This window comes from Spirillospora sp. NPDC000708 (assembly GCF_040299565.1).
In the GTDB taxonomy this organism is placed as follows: Bacteria; Actinomycetota; Actinomycetes; order Streptosporangiales; family Streptosporangiaceae; genus Spirillospora.
This window is the reverse complement of the sequence record NZ_JBEPCJ010000025.1, coordinates 39,956-54,215: the sequence shown is the minus strand read 5'-3', so window position 1 is coordinate 54,215 and position 14,260 is coordinate 39,956. Positions and strand designations below refer to the sequence as shown.

Here is a 14,260-nt window from a genome sequence, read left to right as displayed (position 1 = left end):
GCGGGCCGGGGGCGCGTCAGGGGGCGGCGACGATGAAGCCGACGTTGCCGAACCCGATCTCGTCGCCGGGCCGGACGCGGGCCGGGCCGGTGAGCCGCCAGCCGTTCACCCGGGTGCCGTTCATCGAGCCCAGGTCGGAGACCATCCAGCCCTCTTCGGCCTGGTACAGCTCGGCGTGGAAGCGGGAGACGGTCAGGTCCGTCAGCACGAACTGGCAGGCGGGGGCGCGGCCGACCACGATCCGGGACGACCCGGCGGGCGGCAGCACGAAGCGCGGCAGCCGGGGGCCCCGCCACGCCGCCTCGATCCGCGCGGTCACCTGCGAGACGGTCGCGACCAGGCCGGTCAGCCGGCCGACGACGCGGCTCGTGGGGGGCAGGTCGTGCACGATGTCGTCCAGCTCGGCGCGGCTGCGCGCCTGCAGCACCTGGTCGACGCGGCGTTCGAACGTCTCGTGCGACATCCGGCCCTCGGACACGCGCTCGCTGAGGACGCGCAGCACCCGGTCCCGCTCGGTGTCGGACGCTCGCACCGGGTAAGAGGGCTGACCGTCCATGGCTGTGAGTATCCAGTCCCCGTCGTCGGCTGTCCAGAATGGCCGTCAGGCGGAGGGCGGGCGATCGCCCTCACCCGCCCTCCACCTTTTCGATGCCTGGAAGCCGCCGGAAGTTCGGGAACGTTCCGCGGAGTTCCCGCGGTGCCCCTCCGCGGGTTCCCCGGTGCCGTGCCGGGTCAGCGGGAGAGCAGGTCCCGCGCGATGTGGGTCACCTGGATCTCGTCGGTGCCGGCGTAGATCTGGAACGACTTGGCGTCGCGGGCCAGCTGCTCGACCCGGTACTCGCTCATGTAGCCGTTGCCGCCGAACAGCTGCACCGCCTCCTGTGCGACCTCGCTGGCGGCCTGCGCGGCGTACAGCTTCATCGCCGACGCCTCGGCGAGCGTCGGGGTGCGGCCGGAGCGCTGCATCTCCACGTGGCGGAACACCAGGTTCTGCACGTTGAGGCGGGCGACCTCCATCTTGGCGAGCTTGAGCTGGATGAGCTGGAAGTCGCCGATCCGCTGCCCCCACAGCTCGCGGGTCTTGGCGTACTCGACCGACAGCTTCAGGCACTCCTCGATGACGCCGAGGGCCATCGCGGCGACGCCGGCGCGCTCGGTGACGAAGTTCTGCTTCGCCGACTCCTTGCCGCCCTGCGAGCCGGACGACAGGAGCCGGTCGGCGCCGGCGCGCACGTCGTTGAGGAACAGCTCGCCGGTGGGGGAGGAGTGCAGGCCCATCTTGCGCAGCGGTTTGCTCTGCTCCAGGCCCTCCATGCCGCGGTCCAGGACGAACGTGAGGATCTCGCGGTCGCGGGGCTCGCGGCCGTCGTCGAGCTTGCAGTAGAAGACGATCGTGTCGGCGTAGGGGCCGTTGGTGATGAAGGTCTTGCCGCCGTTGATGACGTACTCGTCGCCGACCTTCCTCGCGGTGGCCTGCATGCCGCCGAACGCGTCGGACCCTGAGTTCGGCTCGGTGATGGCCCAGGCGCCGACCTTCTCCATGGTGAGCAGGGGCAGCGCCCAGCGCTCCTTCTGGTCGGGGGTGCCCCGCTTCATGATCGTCCCGGCGGCGAGGCCGAGGCCGACGCCCATCGCCGAGACCATGCCGGGGGCGACCTTGCACAGCTCGATGACCGGCAGCATCGTCATCGCCGCGTTGCCGCCGCCGGGGCCGTCGGAGTCCTTCTTCGCCGCGTCCCCGTCCCCGCCGGCCTCGCGCTCCCTGGCGATCCGGGCCTGGAAGGACGAGCGCGCCATCTCGTCCATCCCGAACGTCTTGTACAGGCTCCGGAGCAGGTCGTAGGGCGGCAGCTCGCCGGAGTCCAGGGCGTCCAGGTTCGGCCGGACCTCCGCGTCGATCCAGCCGCGCACGGCGTCCCGGATCATCAGGTCTTCCTCGGACCACTCGATCATGCTCAGCCTCGCCCTTCCGGTTCCCGCAGGTTGCGGGCACCATCCAAGCAGATTCGAAAAGCGAGCGCTTACTCGGGGAGGCGGACGACGTCGGCGAGCACGCCGCCGCCCGCGGTGAGCCGCTTGGACGACGGGCTGTCGTACACGACCATCAGCCGGGTTCCCTCCCCGTGCAGGCCGTCCAGGACGGCGAGGCCCTCGGGGTGGTCGTCGCCGTCGCCGTAGGACAGGTCGCCGACGCGGGGCAGGTCCTCGGCGGGGACGACCTCGGGCGCGTCGACCTCCGCGATCCCCGGCCAGCGGTGCACCCGCACCGGGCCGTCCAGGTCCATGCTCGGACCGGTCAGGATCAGCAGGTCGTCGCCCTGCGGGCACAGGTCGCGGATGCCGAGCCCGCCCAGGTCCAGGAAGTGCGTGCGGTACAGGGCCTTGCCGTCGCCGACCGGCAGCGGCCGCAGCCGGCGCGGGTCGTCGGGGTCGGTGCCCGGCCGGATCTCCACCAGCACGGCCCAGCCGCGCAGCACCGGCCCGCGCAGCCCGATGTAGAGCCGGTCGCGGTGCGCGGCGATCCCCTCGATGTCGATGCCGTTGTCCTTGCTGGGGATCGACAGGAAGGGCGCCAGGTGCGGGTCGTCCGCGAGCAGGTCGGTGACGGAGTCGCCGTGCAGCCCGAGCACGGCGGCGGTGCGGTCGCCGTCCTCGCGGACGACCTCGGGCAGCCCGTCCGCGCTGGCGGCCAGCGGGAGGCGGGCGAGCACGAAGCGGTTGTCCTCGCGCACCACCGAGGCCAGCCGCTTGCGGGCCTTCGCCCCGGACTGGCCCGGCTTGATCTTCTTGCGCTTGAGGCTGTGCGAGCCGATCGCCCACAGCCATCCGTTGCCGCGCGCCAGGCCCTCGATGTCGGCCTCCTCGCCGGGGCCGGCGGGCAGGTCGACCAGGTCGGCGAGCGCGACCGTGGTGTGCCCCTCGTAGCCGGTGACGAGCCCGTCGCCGTCGAGCGTCGCGGTGAGCCGCTCGATGGTGGCGGTCTCGTCGCCCGCCACCCACAGGCAGCGGCCGTCCTGGCGCACGGCGGACAGGTTGGTGTGCGTCCCGGCTTCCCGGCTCTCGAGCCCGAAGCGCAGCTCGACCTGGCGTTCCACGATCATGAGCGGAATGCTCCCATAAAACGGGCGCCGTTCCGGCCCGCCGCGCCCGCGCCCGTGCGGCCGCTATCGGTCCCAGAGGACGTGCAGGTGCGGCGGCTTGCGGAAGACCAGCCCGTGCGCGCGCGCCGGGCGGGACGGGTCGAGCCGGAGGCCGGGCAGCTCCAGCAGCGCGGCGACCGCGGTGCGGGCCTCCAGCCTGGCCAGATGGGCGCCGAAGCAGAAGTGCGGACCGTGTGCGAACGCCAGGTGCTCGCCGGCGTTGGCGCGCCGCACGTCGAACCGGTCGGGGTCGGGGAACACGGCGGGGTCGCGGTTGGCGCCCGCGATCGACACGCGCACCAGGTCGCCCGCGCGCACCGTGACGCCGCCGAGGGCGGTGTCGCGGGTGGCGTAGCGGTCGACGACCGACGCCGACGGCTCCAGCCGCAGCGACTCCTCGATCGCGGCGGGCAGCAGGCCGGGGTCGTCCAGGACGAGCCGGAGCTGGCCGGGGTGGCCCAGCAGGTGCAGCACCGTGTTGGCGATCATCCCCTCGGTGGTGTCGATGCCGCCGAACATCAGGATGGCCGCGTTCGCCACGACCTCGGCGGTGGTCAGGCCCGCCCCGTCCGCGGCGGCCTCCGCCAGCAGCGACCCGGGGGCGTCCGCGGTGACCGCCTTCTCGTTGATCGCCTTCTCGACGGCCGCGCGCAGCAGCGCGTACGCCTTGTCCGCACGGGCGGGCGCGTCCCCGCCCGCGGTGATGGCGGACACGGCCTCGACGAACGCCCCGTACCAGGACCGGATGGTCGCGGCGTCGACGCCCTCCAGGCCGAGCGCCTCGGCGACGACCGCGACGGCAAGCGGGCCGGCCAGCTCGCCGCGCAGCTCCGCGCGGCCGGCCGGCGCGAGCCCGCCGACCAGCCGCGCGACCTCGGCCTCGACGAACGCGGTGAACCGCTCGCGGGTCCGCGCGGGCCGGAACGGCCGGGCGAACGGGTCGCGGTGCCGGGCGTGGACGGGCCCGTCCAGCGACAGCATGCTCGGCCCGACGACCCGCGCGGTGGAGAAGCGCGGGTCGTCGACGGTGAAGGCCGCCGCGTCCCGCATCACCCGCTGCGCCAGGTCACGCGAGGTGACCAGCCAGCCGCCGAGGGCGGGCAGCCAGGAAACGGGCTCGGCGGCGCGCAGGCGGGCCAGCAGGGGATGCGGGTCGTCCTCCAGGTCGGCCACCGCCGCGGCGGCGCCGATCGGGAAAGGGGACGTCGGCTCAGAGGTCACCCGTCCGAGGATATTCCGCCCGATCGCCCCCGGAACAGATCTACTTTGTAAAGGCGCCGGGCGGTCACGCCGCCTCGGCCCGCTCCCGCCACCACTCCTGACCGCGATCGGGCAGCGTGTAGATCGGGTCGTAGTACTCGTACTGGCGCGTCAGCGCGTCCGGATCGGACAGCTCCAGCCCGGTGCGGTAGTTCTTCGTCCAGTAGGACACGCCGCGCTCGCGGTCGTAGTCCGCCAGCTGGTGCACCCAGCGCTTGCCCACGTAGGGGACGTCGCACACGATGCGCGGGGTCGCGAAGCCGGGCAGGTAGCCCATGATGGCGTGCTGCAACTCCTGCGCCTCCCAGACCGCGAGCCGCCAGTGCTCGCTGTTGGGGATCATGTCGCACATGTAGAGGTAGTACGGCATGATGCCGGCCTCGTCGAGCAGCGCGAACGACAGGTCGAGCAGCGCGTCGGGGGAGTCGTTGACGCCGCGCAGCAGCACCCCCTGGTTGCGGACGTCGCGGATGCCGGTGTCGAGCATCGCCCGCGCCGCCTTGGCGACCAGCGGCGTCACCGACCCGGCGGCGTTGACGTGGGTGTGGATCGCGATCTGCGCGCCGCGCTCGTGCGCCTTGGCCGCCAGCCGCTCCATCCCGGCGCGGACCTCGTCCTGCAGCCAGTGCTGCGGCAGGCCCATCAGCGCCTTGCTGGCCAAGCGGATGTCGCGGATGTTGTCGATGTCCAGCAGCGCGTCGACGAACGACTCCAGCCGGGGCCAGGGCAGGTTCGCCACGTCGCCGCCGGACACCACGACGTCGCGGACGCCGGGCGTGCGGCGCAGGTAGTCGAGCATGGCCTCGTGCCGGTCCGGCGGCCGGATCGTGAACTTGTGCTTGTCGACGTTCGGCGTGGAGTTGCCGACCAGGTCCATCCGGGTGCAGTGCCCGCAGTACTGCGGGCAGGTCGGCAGCAGCTCGGCCAGCACCTTGGTGGGGTAGCGGTGGGTCAGCCCCTCGACGGCCCACATCTCCGCCTCGTGCAGCGAGTCGCGGGTGGCGTAGGGATGCGACGGCCAGTCGGTGCGCCGGTCGCTGAACACCGGGAGCATGTACCGGCGCACCGGGTCGGCGTAGAAGGCCTCGGTGGACGAGGTGTCCATCGTGTTGAGCATCTGCGGCGGCAGCAGCATCGACATCGTCGCCCGCTCCGCCTGGTCGCGCTCCAGGTCGGCGTAGAACGACTCGTCCAGCAGATCGCCCATGACCCCGCGGAGCTGGCGGAGGTTCTTCACGCAGTGCGAGCGCTGCCACTGCGCCGACTCCCACTCCGCGTCCGTGACGTCCTTCCAGCCGGGCAGCCGCCGCCAGTCGGGCTCCTCCAGCGGCCGGCGCCGGTAGGCGTAGGGCTGGCGCGCCGCGTCCCGGTGGGCCGCGGCGCCGCGGACGGCCGCGTCCGGGTCCGGATGCAGGGCAGTGGTCATCGTCGACCGCCTCCTCGCGTCACATCGATCGCATAAAAGTCTTGTATGGAGCCGACGTTACGGGAAGACTTCCACTGAAACCAGAGGTACTCGGTATATCTTCCGGGGCATCACCATGGATCACACGGGACACGGACGTTGCGAAGGGGCGCGGGGATGAGCGGAACCGGGACGGCGGCGGGAGCGGGGACCGCGGTGGGGCTGCACCGGGTGCTGGAGCCGGCGGGCGTGCTGCCGCAGGCGGCGGCGCGGCTGGACACCGGTCCGGCGATCCGCCCCGACGAGGTCCGCGTCCGGGTGGAGCGCCTCAACCTGGACGCCGCGTCCTACCGGCAGTTGCACACCGCGCACGGCGGCGACCCCGACGCGATCCGCGCCGAGGTGCTGCGGATCATCGGCGAGCGCGGCAAGATGCACAACCCGGTCACCGGCTCGGGCGGGATGCTCGTCGGCACCGTCGAGGAGGTCGGCCCGGACTCCCCGCTCGGGCTGGAGCCCGGCGACCGCGTCGCCACCCTCGTCTCGCTGACCCTGACCCCGCTCGCGGTCACCGACGGACTGGCCCGCTGGGACGGCCGGTCCGAGCAGGTCCCGGCCGACGGCCACGCGATCCTGTTCGCCCGCTCCATCGCCGCCGTCCTGCCCGCCGACCTGCCGGTGCCGGTCGCGCTGGCCGTGATGGACGTGTGCGGCGCGCCCGCGCTCACCGAGCGGGTCGTCGCGGCCCGCGAACGCCCGGTCGTGGCGGTGCTGGGCGGCGCCGGCAAGAGCGGCTCGCTGTCGCTGGCGGCGGCGCGCCGCGCGGGCGCGTCCCGCACCATCGGCCTCGTCCCCACCGCGGAGGAGGAGGAACGGCTGGCCGCGACCGGCCTGGCCGACGCCGTGGTGCGCGCCGACGCCCGCGACCCGGTCGCGGTCGCCGCCGCGATCGGCGAGCCCGCCGACGTCACCGTGGTGTGCGTGGACGTGCCGGGCTGCGAGCACGGCGCGATCCTCGCCACCGCGCCCGGCGGGACCGTGGTGTTCTTCTCGATGGCGACGTCGTTCTCCGCCGCCGCGCTCGGCGCCGAGGGCCTGGCCGCCGACGTGACCATGCTCATCGGCAACGGCTACGTCCCCGGCCACGCCGAGACCGCGCTCGGCCTGTTGCGGTCGGAACCGGCCCTTCTCCCGCTGTTCACCGCCCGGGCGGGGGCGGATTCGGCAGAATGATCGCCGAATCCCCCGGAAGCGGCGGGGATCAGGTGATCATCGAGGGAGAGAGCATGGCGAGCGTCATCGGGGAACTGCACGGGCGCGATCCCAAGGAGCGGCAGACGCAGATCGTGGACGTGCTGGTCCAGGCGTTCTCGGACCTCATGGAGCGCAGCCCCGCCGAGTTCCGCCGCCGGTTCCGCAAGATGGCCTCCGACCCGTTCGCGTTCTACCGCGGCAGCGCCTGCCTGTTCTACGCCGACGTCCAGCACGACGACGACCGGTGGGCCGACGAGCGGACGAGCCGGGTGTGGATCCAGGGCGACCTGCACGCGCAGAACTTCGGCACCTACATGAACGACGACGGCGTGTTCGTGTTCGACGTCAACGACTTCGACGAGGCCTACGTCGGGCACTTCACCTGGGACGTCAAGCGGCTCGTGGCGAGCCTGGCGCTGCTGGCCTGGCAGAAGGCGATCTCCGACGCCGACATCCGGCGGCTCATCGAGACCTACGTGCGCGCCTACGTCGACCAGGTCCGCCTGTTCGCCGCCCACGAGGGCGACGAGAAGTTCGCGCTGACCCTCGACAACTCCGACGGCTACGTGCGGGACGTGCTGATCGAGGCGATGGGCGGCACCCGGATCGGGCTGCTGGACGGCATGACGGTCGTGGAGGGCCCGGACCGCCGGTTCCGCGACCGCGCCGGCGTCCGCCGCCTGGACGGCGCCGAGCGCGCCAAGGTCGAGGCCGCCTACCAGGACTACCTGCGCACCATCCCGTCGGAGAAGCGGTTCGGCAGCCTGACCTACCAGGTGAAGGACATCGTCGGCGCGTCCGGCTTCGGGATCGGGTCGGCGGGGCTGTCGGCGTACAACATCCTGGTGGAGGGCAACACGCAGGCGCTGGAGAACGACGTCATCCTGTCGATGAAGCAGGGCAACGTCGCCGCGCCGAGCCGGGTCGTCGACGACGCGCGCATCCGTGAGTACTTCCAGCACCACGGGCACCGCACGGCGGTGTCGCGGCGGGCGCTGCAGGCCAACACCGACCCGTGGCTCGGCTACACCCAGATCGACGGGGTCGGCTACGTGGTGCAGGAGCTGTCGCCCTACGAGGAGGACCTGGACTGGGGCGGGCTCACCGAGCCGGAGGACATGCTGTCGGTCCTGGACGATCTCGGCCGCGCCACCGCCAAGGTGCACTGCGTGTCCGACACCGACTCCGACCACACCCTGGTCGGGTTCCAGGTCGAGGACGCCATCAACGCGGTGATCGGCGCCGACGAGTCGGCGTTCGTCGAGGACATGGTCGCGTTCGGCACCGGCTACGCCGAGGTCGTGCGCCGCGACCACGAGTACTTCGTCGACGCCTTCCGCAACCACCTGATCCCCGGCCTGTAGCCACCGCCGGCCCGGTCGGCCGGCCGGGTCAGCCGGCCGGGTCAGCGGTTCGCGCTCTCGGGGGCGGCGGCGCGGACCAGGAGGAGGGCGATGTCGTCGTGGCCCTGCTGGTCGGGCAGCAGGGCCAGGACGCCGTCGGCGGTGGCCTCCAGCGACTCCGACCGCGAGGCGACGAGCGCGGACGCCAGCCGGGCGATGCCCTCGTCGACGTTGCGCATCCGGCTCTCCACCAGCCCGTCGGTGTAGAACGCGAGGGTCGCGCCCGCCGGGATGACCGCGGAGAGCTGCTCGTACTCGGGCGGGTGCGCCGGGTCCGACACCCCGAGCGGCAGCCCGTGCGGGACGGCGAAGTGCCGGGCCGTCCCGTCGGCGAGGGCCAGCAGCGGCGGCGGATGCCCGGCGCACGCCAGCTCGCAGCGCATCGTCGCCGGGTCGCAGACCAGGCACAGGCAGGTGGCGAACTGCGCGGCGTCCAGGCCCTGCGCGATCGTGTCGAGCCGGGTCAGCACCTCGGCGGGCGGCAGCCCGCCGCCCGCCAGGGTGTGCGCGGCGATCCGCAGCTGGCCCATCGCGGCGGCCGCGGTCACCCCGTGCCCGACCGAGTCGCCGATCACGACCGCGACCCGCTCGTCCGGCAGCGGGACGACGTCGTACCAGTCGCCGCCGACGTCGCCGCCCGCCGGCACGTACCGGTGCGCGATCTCCAGCCCGGCGGGCGCGGTGACGCGGCCCGGCTTCAGGGTCGCCTGCAGCGCGGTCACCGTGCGGTGCTCGCGCCGGTACAGGCAGGCGTTGTCGACGCACGTCGCGGCCCGCGCCGCCAGCTCGGCGGCGAGCGCGGTGTCGGCGGGCGCGAACGCGGGGCGGCCGCGCTTGCGGCTGAACACCGCGAACCCCAGCACCCGTCCCCGCGCCACCAGCGGCACCGCCAGCAGCGACACGTGGTCGAGGAGCCCGTCCATGGCCGGGCCGGTGCGGTGCGCGATCGCGTCCGGGATGGCGTCGCTGCCGAACTCGACCATCCGGGCGCCGCCGACGCACTGGGCGTAGGGGGTGTCGGGCGGGTAGACGATGACCTCGTTGACGGGGAACTCGCGGGCCCAGCCGCTCGGGTCGTCCTCGGCGAAGGCGATCGCGAGCCGCCGCACCACCGCCGGTCCGTGCGCGCCGCCCGCGCCGCCGGCGGGCGGGGCGGGCCGCCCGTCGGCCAGCAGCGACTCCAGGACGTAGATGGCGCCCGCGTCGGCGAACCGCGGCACCGTCACCCCGACGATCTCCGCGGCGGTGCGGTGCAGGTCCAGGGTGGAGCCGATCCTGCGGCCGGCCTCGTTCAGCAGCTCCAGCCCGGCCGCCCAGGGCGGCGCGACGGTCAGCGCCACCAGGGTGCGGCCGGAACCGGCCGCCATCGGGTCGCACGACACCTCCAGCGGCCCGCCGGCGAGCGGCAGCGTCCCGCGCCACGGGCGGCCCGCCGCGGCCTGCTTGAGCGCCGCCTCGAGCGGTTCGGCGGACGCGGCGCCGAGGAGTTCGGGCAGCCGCGCGCCCACGGCCGCCGCCGCCGGGCAGCCGAACAGGCGCGCCGCGCCGTCGCCGCAGGCGGTGACCTCGCCGTCCGGGGTCAGCAGGACGGTCACCGGGCCGGCGTGCGCTGCGAATGGCTCTGACATCGGTCCTTCACGGTCGGCTGCGTCAGGGTCGCCGCGGTGTGATTGCCGTTACGCTGAATCCCCCGCGGACGAGCCCCCTCGGCGGAAAAGGGAGACGATGCATGGACTCCGAGTGGATCCCACCCGAGGTCGACAGTCAGAGGCCAAGCGTCGCACGGGTGTACGACTTCCTGCTCGGCGGAGGGCACAATTTCGCGTCCGATCGTGACCTCGCGACCGGGCTGCTGCGGATCGAGCCGCGGGCGCGGGAACTGGCGCACGCGAACCGGGCGTTCCTGCGCCGCGCGGTCCGCGCGGCGGCGCGGGCCGGCGTCGACCAGTTCGTCGACATCGGGTCGGGGATCCCCACACAGGGCAACGTGCACGAGGTCGCGCAGAGTGTCAATCCGGACGCCCGGGTGGTGTACGTCGACAACGACGACGTGGCCGTCGCGCACAGCCGGTCGATCCTTGCGGGCAACGACCGCGCCACCGTCGTCCAGGCGGACATGCGCCGGCCCGCGGAGATCCTGGAGCACGCCGAGCTGAACCGGGTCGTCGACCTGTCCAAGCCGGTGGCGTTCCTGCTCGTCGCGGCCCTGCACCTGGTGAAGGACGACGAGGACCCGGCGGGGATCGCCGCAGCGCTGCGCGACGCGGGCGCGCCGGGCAGCCACCTGGTGCTGTCCCACCTCACCCACGAGGCGCAGCCGGGCAAGACCGCCGCGATCGGCAAGCTGTACGACCGGGCGACCTCCCCGGCGGTGTCGCGGTCGCACGCGGAGATCCTGCGCTTCTTCGACGGCTGGGACCTGCTGGACCCGGGCCTGGTGTACGTGCCGCTGTGGCGTCCCGACGACGGCGACGAGGTGCGGGACCCTGAGCGGTTCCTGGTGTTCGGCGGGGTGGGCCGCCGCCCCTGACCTGCGGCCCCGGCGCGGCGGTGCGCGCCGGCGCGCGGCGGCGCGCGGCGGCGGGCCGGTAGTGTGCTGATCATGCAGGCCGCCGACGACCCGTTCGTGCGGGTGCGCGGCGCCCGCGAGCACAACCTGCGCGGCGTGGACGCCGCGATCCCACGCGACGCGCTGGTGGCGTTCACCGGCGTGTCCGGGTCGGGCAAGTCGTCGCTGGCGTTCGGCACGCTGTACGCCGAGGCGCAGCGCCGCTACCTGGAGTCGGTCGCGCCGTACGCGCGGCGGCTGCTGCACCAGGTCGCGGCGCCCGCCGTCGAGGAGGTGACGGGGCTGCCGCCGGCGGTGGCGCTGGAGCAGCGCCGGTCGGTGCCGTCGTCGCGGTCGTCGGTCGGGACGGTGACGACGCTGTCGAACTCGCTGCGGATGCTGATGTCGCGGGCGGGGGAGTACCCGCCGGGCGCCGAGCGGCTGGACTCCGACGCGTTCTCGCCGAACACCGCCGCCGGCGCGTGCCCGCGCTGCCACGGCCTCGGTGAGGTCCACGAGGTCACCGAGGAGTCGCTGGTCCCCGACCCGTCGCTGAGCGTCCGCGAGGGGGCGATCGCGTCGTGGCCGGGCGCCTGGCAGGGCAAGAACCTGCGCGACATCCTGGACGCCCTCGGCTACGACATCGACCGGCCCTGGCGGGACCTGCCCCGCGAGCAGCGCGACTGGATCCTGTTCACCGACGAGCAGCCCGTCGTGACCGTCCACCCGGTCCGGGAGGCGCACCGCATCCACCGCCCCTACCAGGGCACCTACTCCAGCGCCAAGCGGCTGGTCCTGCGCGCCTACGCCGACTCCAAGAGCGAGGCGCGCCGCCGCCGCGCCGAGTCGTTCCTGGTCGCGGCGGTGTGCCCGGTGTGCGGCGGGCGGCGGCTGCGGCCCGAGGCGCTGGCGGTGACCTTCGCCGGCCGCGGCATCGCCGAGCTGGCCGCGCTGCCGCTGTCGGCGCTGGCGGACGTGCTGCGCCCGCATCTGGCCGGGGACGGGCCCGCGGCCGTGCTGGCCCGCGACCTGACCGCCCGCATCGAGGTGCTGGAGGAGCTGGGCTTGGGGTATCTCGCCGTGTCGCGCCCGGCGCCGACGCTGTCGGCGGGGGAGCTGCAGCGGTTGCGGCTGGCGACGCAGCTGCGGTCCGGGCTGTTCGGCGTGGTGTACGTGCTGGACGAGCCGTCCGCCGGCCTGCATCCCGCCGACACCGAGGCGCTGATGACGGTGCTGGAGCGCCTGAAGGCGGCGGGGAACAGCCTGTTCGTCATCGAGCACGACATGGACGTGGTGCGCCGCGCCGGGTGGGTCGTGGACGTCGGTCCCGGCGCGGGCGTGCACGGCGGCCGGATCCTGCACAGCGGGCCCGTCGAGGGCCTGCGGGACGTGCCGGAGTCGGTCACGCGCCGGTTCCTGTTCGGGGCGGCCGCCCGTCCGCGGCGGGCGCCGCGCGAGCCGTCGGGGGCGCTGGAGCTGCGCGGCGTCACCCGCCACAACCTGCGCGGGCTGGACGCCGACGTCCCGCTCGGCGTGTTCACCGCGGTCACCGGGGTGTCGGGGTCGGGGAAGTCGACGTTCGTGGACGTGCTCGCTGAACACGCCGAGGCGGGCGGCGACGTGCAGCGGGTCGTGCGGGTCGACCAGCGGCCGATCGGGCGCACGCCCCGCTCCAACCTGGCGACCTACACCGGCCTGTTCGACGCCGTTCGCAAGCGGTTCGCCGCCACCGATGAGGCGCGGGCGCGCGGGTACGGCGCCGGCCGGTTCTCGTTCAACATGCCGGGCGGCCGGTGCGAGAACTGCCAGGGCGAGGGGTTCGTGTCGGTGGAGCTGCTGTTCCTGCCGTCCACCTACGCGGTGTGCGAGGTGTGCCGCGGTGCGCGCTACAACCCCGAGACGCTGGAGATCACCTGGCACGGCGCGAGCGTCGCCGACGTCCTGGCGATGACGGTCGAGGAGGCCGCCGGGTTCCTCGCGGAGGTCGCCCCGGCCGCCCGCGCGCTGGCGGCGCTGCGCGACGTCGGCCTCGGCTACCTGCGGCTCGGCCAGCCGGCGACGGAGCTGTCGGGCGGCGAGGCGCAGCGCATCAAGCTGGCCGCCGAGCTGCAGCGCGCCCGCCGCGGCCACGTGCTGTACCTGCTGGACGAGCCGACGACCGGCCTGCACCCGGCCGACGCCGAGCTGCTGGACCGGCAGCTGCACGCCCTGGTGGACGGCGGCGCGACCGTGGTGGTCGTCGAGCACGACATGGACGTGGTCGCGTCCGCCGACCACGTCATCGACCTCGGGCCGGGCGGGGGCGGCGAGGGCGGCCGCGTCGTCGCCGAGGGGACGCCCGCGCGGGTGGCGGCCTCGCCGGCGAGCCGCACCGCCCCGTACCTGAAGGCCCGGCTGCGCTGACGCGTGCGCTGCGCGCGTGCTGTGCGCGTGGTGCGCTGCGTGCGGGGTGCGCGTGGCGCGCCCCCGCCCGACCCCGGCGCGGCGGGACGGGCGGGGACGCGCCGGCCCGGTGGTCGCGCCCGCGTCCGCGGGCTCACCGGGGTCGGCGGGCCGGCCGGTTCAGCGGGCGAACGCGATGGCCGTCCCGGCGCTGACCACGACCGCGATGACGACCAGGACCAGCGAGGTGCTGAGCGGGTCGCGCCGCCGCTCCAGCGTCTTCGGCTTGGACGTCGCGGCCCGGTTGACCGGGTGCGGCGAGGCGGACGGGCTCGGCTTCCTCGGCGGCGCGTGCGGCGCGTGCGGCGCGGCCGGGGCCGGGGCCGCCGCCCGCGCCGGCGGCGGTGCGGGCGACGGCGGGCTCGGCACCGGTGCGGGCGCGGGCGCCTCGGGGACGTGCACGGGCGGCGCGGCCTGGGGCGGCGGCTTCGCGGCGGGCGGCGCGGGCTCGGTCGCCGGCGGTGCGGGCGTCTCGGGCGGTGGAGGCGTCTCGGGGGGAGGCGCGTGCGTCGGCGGCGGGGCGTGCGTCGGTGGCGGGGCGTGCGTCGGTGGCGGGGGCGCGGGCTTCGGCGGCGGCTCCGGCGCGGGGGCCGGCGGCTTCACGCAGCCCGGCGCGCCCGGGCCGACGTCCACGTGGACCAGCCCGTCGATGCACACGCTCACCCCGCCGCCGCCCTGCCCGGTGACCGTGACCGAGGACGAGGACGACGGGTCGGGCGAGGGTTCGGCCGACGCGCAGGTCGGCAGCGCCAGCGTCCCCGCGAGCGCGCCGCAGATCGCGGCGGGCAGCAGCGGCAGGCGGCGCATG

Annotated in this window: 11 protein-coding genes; 4 read left to right on the top strand and 7 right to left on the bottom strand. The window is 74.5% G+C overall.

The features are described from left to right. Positions 1 to 16: 16 nt before the first annotated feature. The 5 genes from ABT299_RS19730 to ABT299_RS19710 all read right to left on the bottom strand — a co-directional run bounded on the left by ABT299_RS19730 (position 17) and on the right by ABT299_RS19710 (position 5,826). Positions 17 to 556: an FHA domain-containing protein gene (locus tag ABT299_RS19730; protein WP_190864413.1), complete on the bottom strand. Its 540-nt coding sequence runs from the start codon at positions 554 to 556 to the stop codon at positions 17 to 19. 176 nt (positions 557 to 732) lie between these two features. Further along, on the bottom strand, positions 733 to 1,953 hold the full coding sequence (locus ABT299_RS19725) for an acyl-CoA dehydrogenase family protein (RefSeq protein WP_190864411.1): 1,221 nt from the start codon (positions 1,951 to 1,953) through the stop codon (positions 733 to 735). A gap of 68 nt (positions 1,954 to 2,021) precedes the next feature. Further along, positions 2,022 to 3,101 carry a DUF3616 domain-containing protein gene (locus tag ABT299_RS19720; RefSeq protein WP_500251624.1) on the bottom strand — a complete coding sequence of 360 codons (1,080 nt, stop codon included), beginning with the start codon at positions 3,099 to 3,101 and terminating at the stop codon, positions 2,022 to 2,024. A gap of 63 nt (positions 3,102 to 3,164) precedes the next feature. Then, on the bottom strand, positions 3,165 to 4,361 hold the full coding sequence (locus ABT299_RS19715) for a cytochrome P450 (protein WP_500251623.1): 1,197 nt from the start codon (positions 4,359 to 4,361) through the stop codon (positions 3,165 to 3,167). A gap of 64 nt (positions 4,362 to 4,425) precedes the next feature. Then, positions 4,426 to 5,826, bottom strand: a complete 1,401-nt coding sequence (locus ABT299_RS19710) for a KamA family radical SAM protein (RefSeq protein WP_500251622.1) — start codon at positions 5,824 to 5,826, stop codon at positions 4,426 to 4,428. 156 nt (positions 5,827 to 5,982) lie between these two features. On the opposite strand from ABT299_RS19710, the gene kdd reads away from it, so the two are divergent. Together kdd and ABT299_RS19700 are read left to right on the top strand one after the other, a co-directional pair. Then, entirely contained in the window at positions 5,983 to 7,038 is a 1,056-nt protein-coding gene (gene kdd / locus ABT299_RS19705) for an L-erythro-3,5-diaminohexanoate dehydrogenase (RefSeq protein WP_500251621.1), read from the top strand. Between the two features lie 53 nt (positions 7,039 to 7,091). Continuing rightward, complete coding sequence (locus tag ABT299_RS19700) at positions 7,092 to 8,423, top strand: DUF2252 domain-containing protein (protein WP_190864400.1); 1,332 nt, start codon at positions 7,092 to 7,094, stop codon at positions 8,421 to 8,423. A 41-nt stretch (positions 8,424 to 8,464) separates the two neighbouring features. Here the strand turns inward: ABT299_RS19700 and ABT299_RS19695 are convergent, their stop codons facing one another. Then, positions 8,465 to 10,090 (bottom strand): SpoIIE family protein phosphatase, encoded by a 1,626-nt coding sequence (locus tag ABT299_RS19695; protein WP_500251620.1) that lies wholly within the window; start codon positions 10,088 to 10,090, stop codon positions 8,465 to 8,467. A gap of 101 nt (positions 10,091 to 10,191) precedes the next feature. Here ABT299_RS19695 and ABT299_RS19690 point away from each other — a divergent pair, with 101 nt between their 5' ends. Both ABT299_RS19690 and ABT299_RS19685 read left to right on the top strand, forming a co-directional pair. After that, positions 10,192 to 10,992, top strand: a complete 801-nt coding sequence (locus ABT299_RS19690) for an SAM-dependent methyltransferase (RefSeq protein WP_190864396.1) — start codon at positions 10,192 to 10,194, stop codon at positions 10,990 to 10,992. 72 nt (positions 10,993 to 11,064) lie between these two features. Further along, a complete protein-coding gene (locus ABT299_RS19685; RefSeq protein ID WP_500251619.1) occupies positions 11,065 to 13,413 on the top strand; it encodes an ATP-binding cassette domain-containing protein in 2,349 nt (782 codons plus the stop codon). A gap of 159 nt (positions 13,414 to 13,572) precedes the next feature. Here ABT299_RS19685 and ABT299_RS19680 read toward each other — a convergent pair whose 3' ends face one another. Beyond that, positions 13,573 to 14,259, bottom strand: coding sequence for a hypothetical protein (locus tag ABT299_RS19680; protein ID WP_500251618.1), 687 nt, complete (start codon positions 14,257 to 14,259; stop codon positions 13,573 to 13,575). Between the last annotated feature and the right edge of the window lies 1 nt (position 14,260).

Bases quoted from the DNA above. Each gene is read 5' to 3' on its own strand.
- ABT299_RS19680 (WP_500251618.1), bottom strand. From the start codon at position 14,259: ATGCGCCGCCTGCCGCTGCTGCCCGCCGCGATCTGCGGCGCGCTCGCG.
- ABT299_RS19695 (WP_500251620.1), bottom strand. From the start codon at position 10,090: ATGTCAGAGCCATTCGCAGCGCACGCCGGCCCGGTGACCGTCCTGCTG.
- ABT299_RS19725 (WP_190864411.1), bottom strand. From the start codon at position 1,953: ATGATCGAGTGGTCCGAGGAAGACCTGATGATCCGGGACGCCGTGCGC.
- kdd (WP_500251621.1), top strand. From the start codon at position 5,983: ATGAGCGGAACCGGGACGGCGGCGGGAGCGGGGACCGCGGTGGGGCTG.
- ABT299_RS19730 (WP_190864413.1), bottom strand. From the start codon at position 556: ATGGACGGTCAGCCCTCTTACCCGGTGCGAGCGTCCGACACCGAGCGG.
- ABT299_RS19710 (WP_500251622.1), bottom strand. From the start codon at position 5,826: ATGACCACTGCCCTGCATCCGGACCCGGACGCGGCCGTCCGCGGCGCC.
- ABT299_RS19685 (WP_500251619.1), top strand. From the start codon at position 11,065: ATGCAGGCCGCCGACGACCCGTTCGTGCGGGTGCGCGGCGCCCGCGAG.
- ABT299_RS19690 (WP_190864396.1), top strand. From the start codon at position 10,192: ATGGACTCCGAGTGGATCCCACCCGAGGTCGACAGTCAGAGGCCAAGC.
- ABT299_RS19700 (WP_190864400.1), top strand. From the start codon at position 7,092: ATGGCGAGCGTCATCGGGGAACTGCACGGGCGCGATCCCAAGGAGCGG.
- ABT299_RS19720 (WP_500251624.1), bottom strand. From the start codon at position 3,101: ATGATCGTGGAACGCCAGGTCGAGCTGCGCTTCGGGCTCGAGAGCCGG.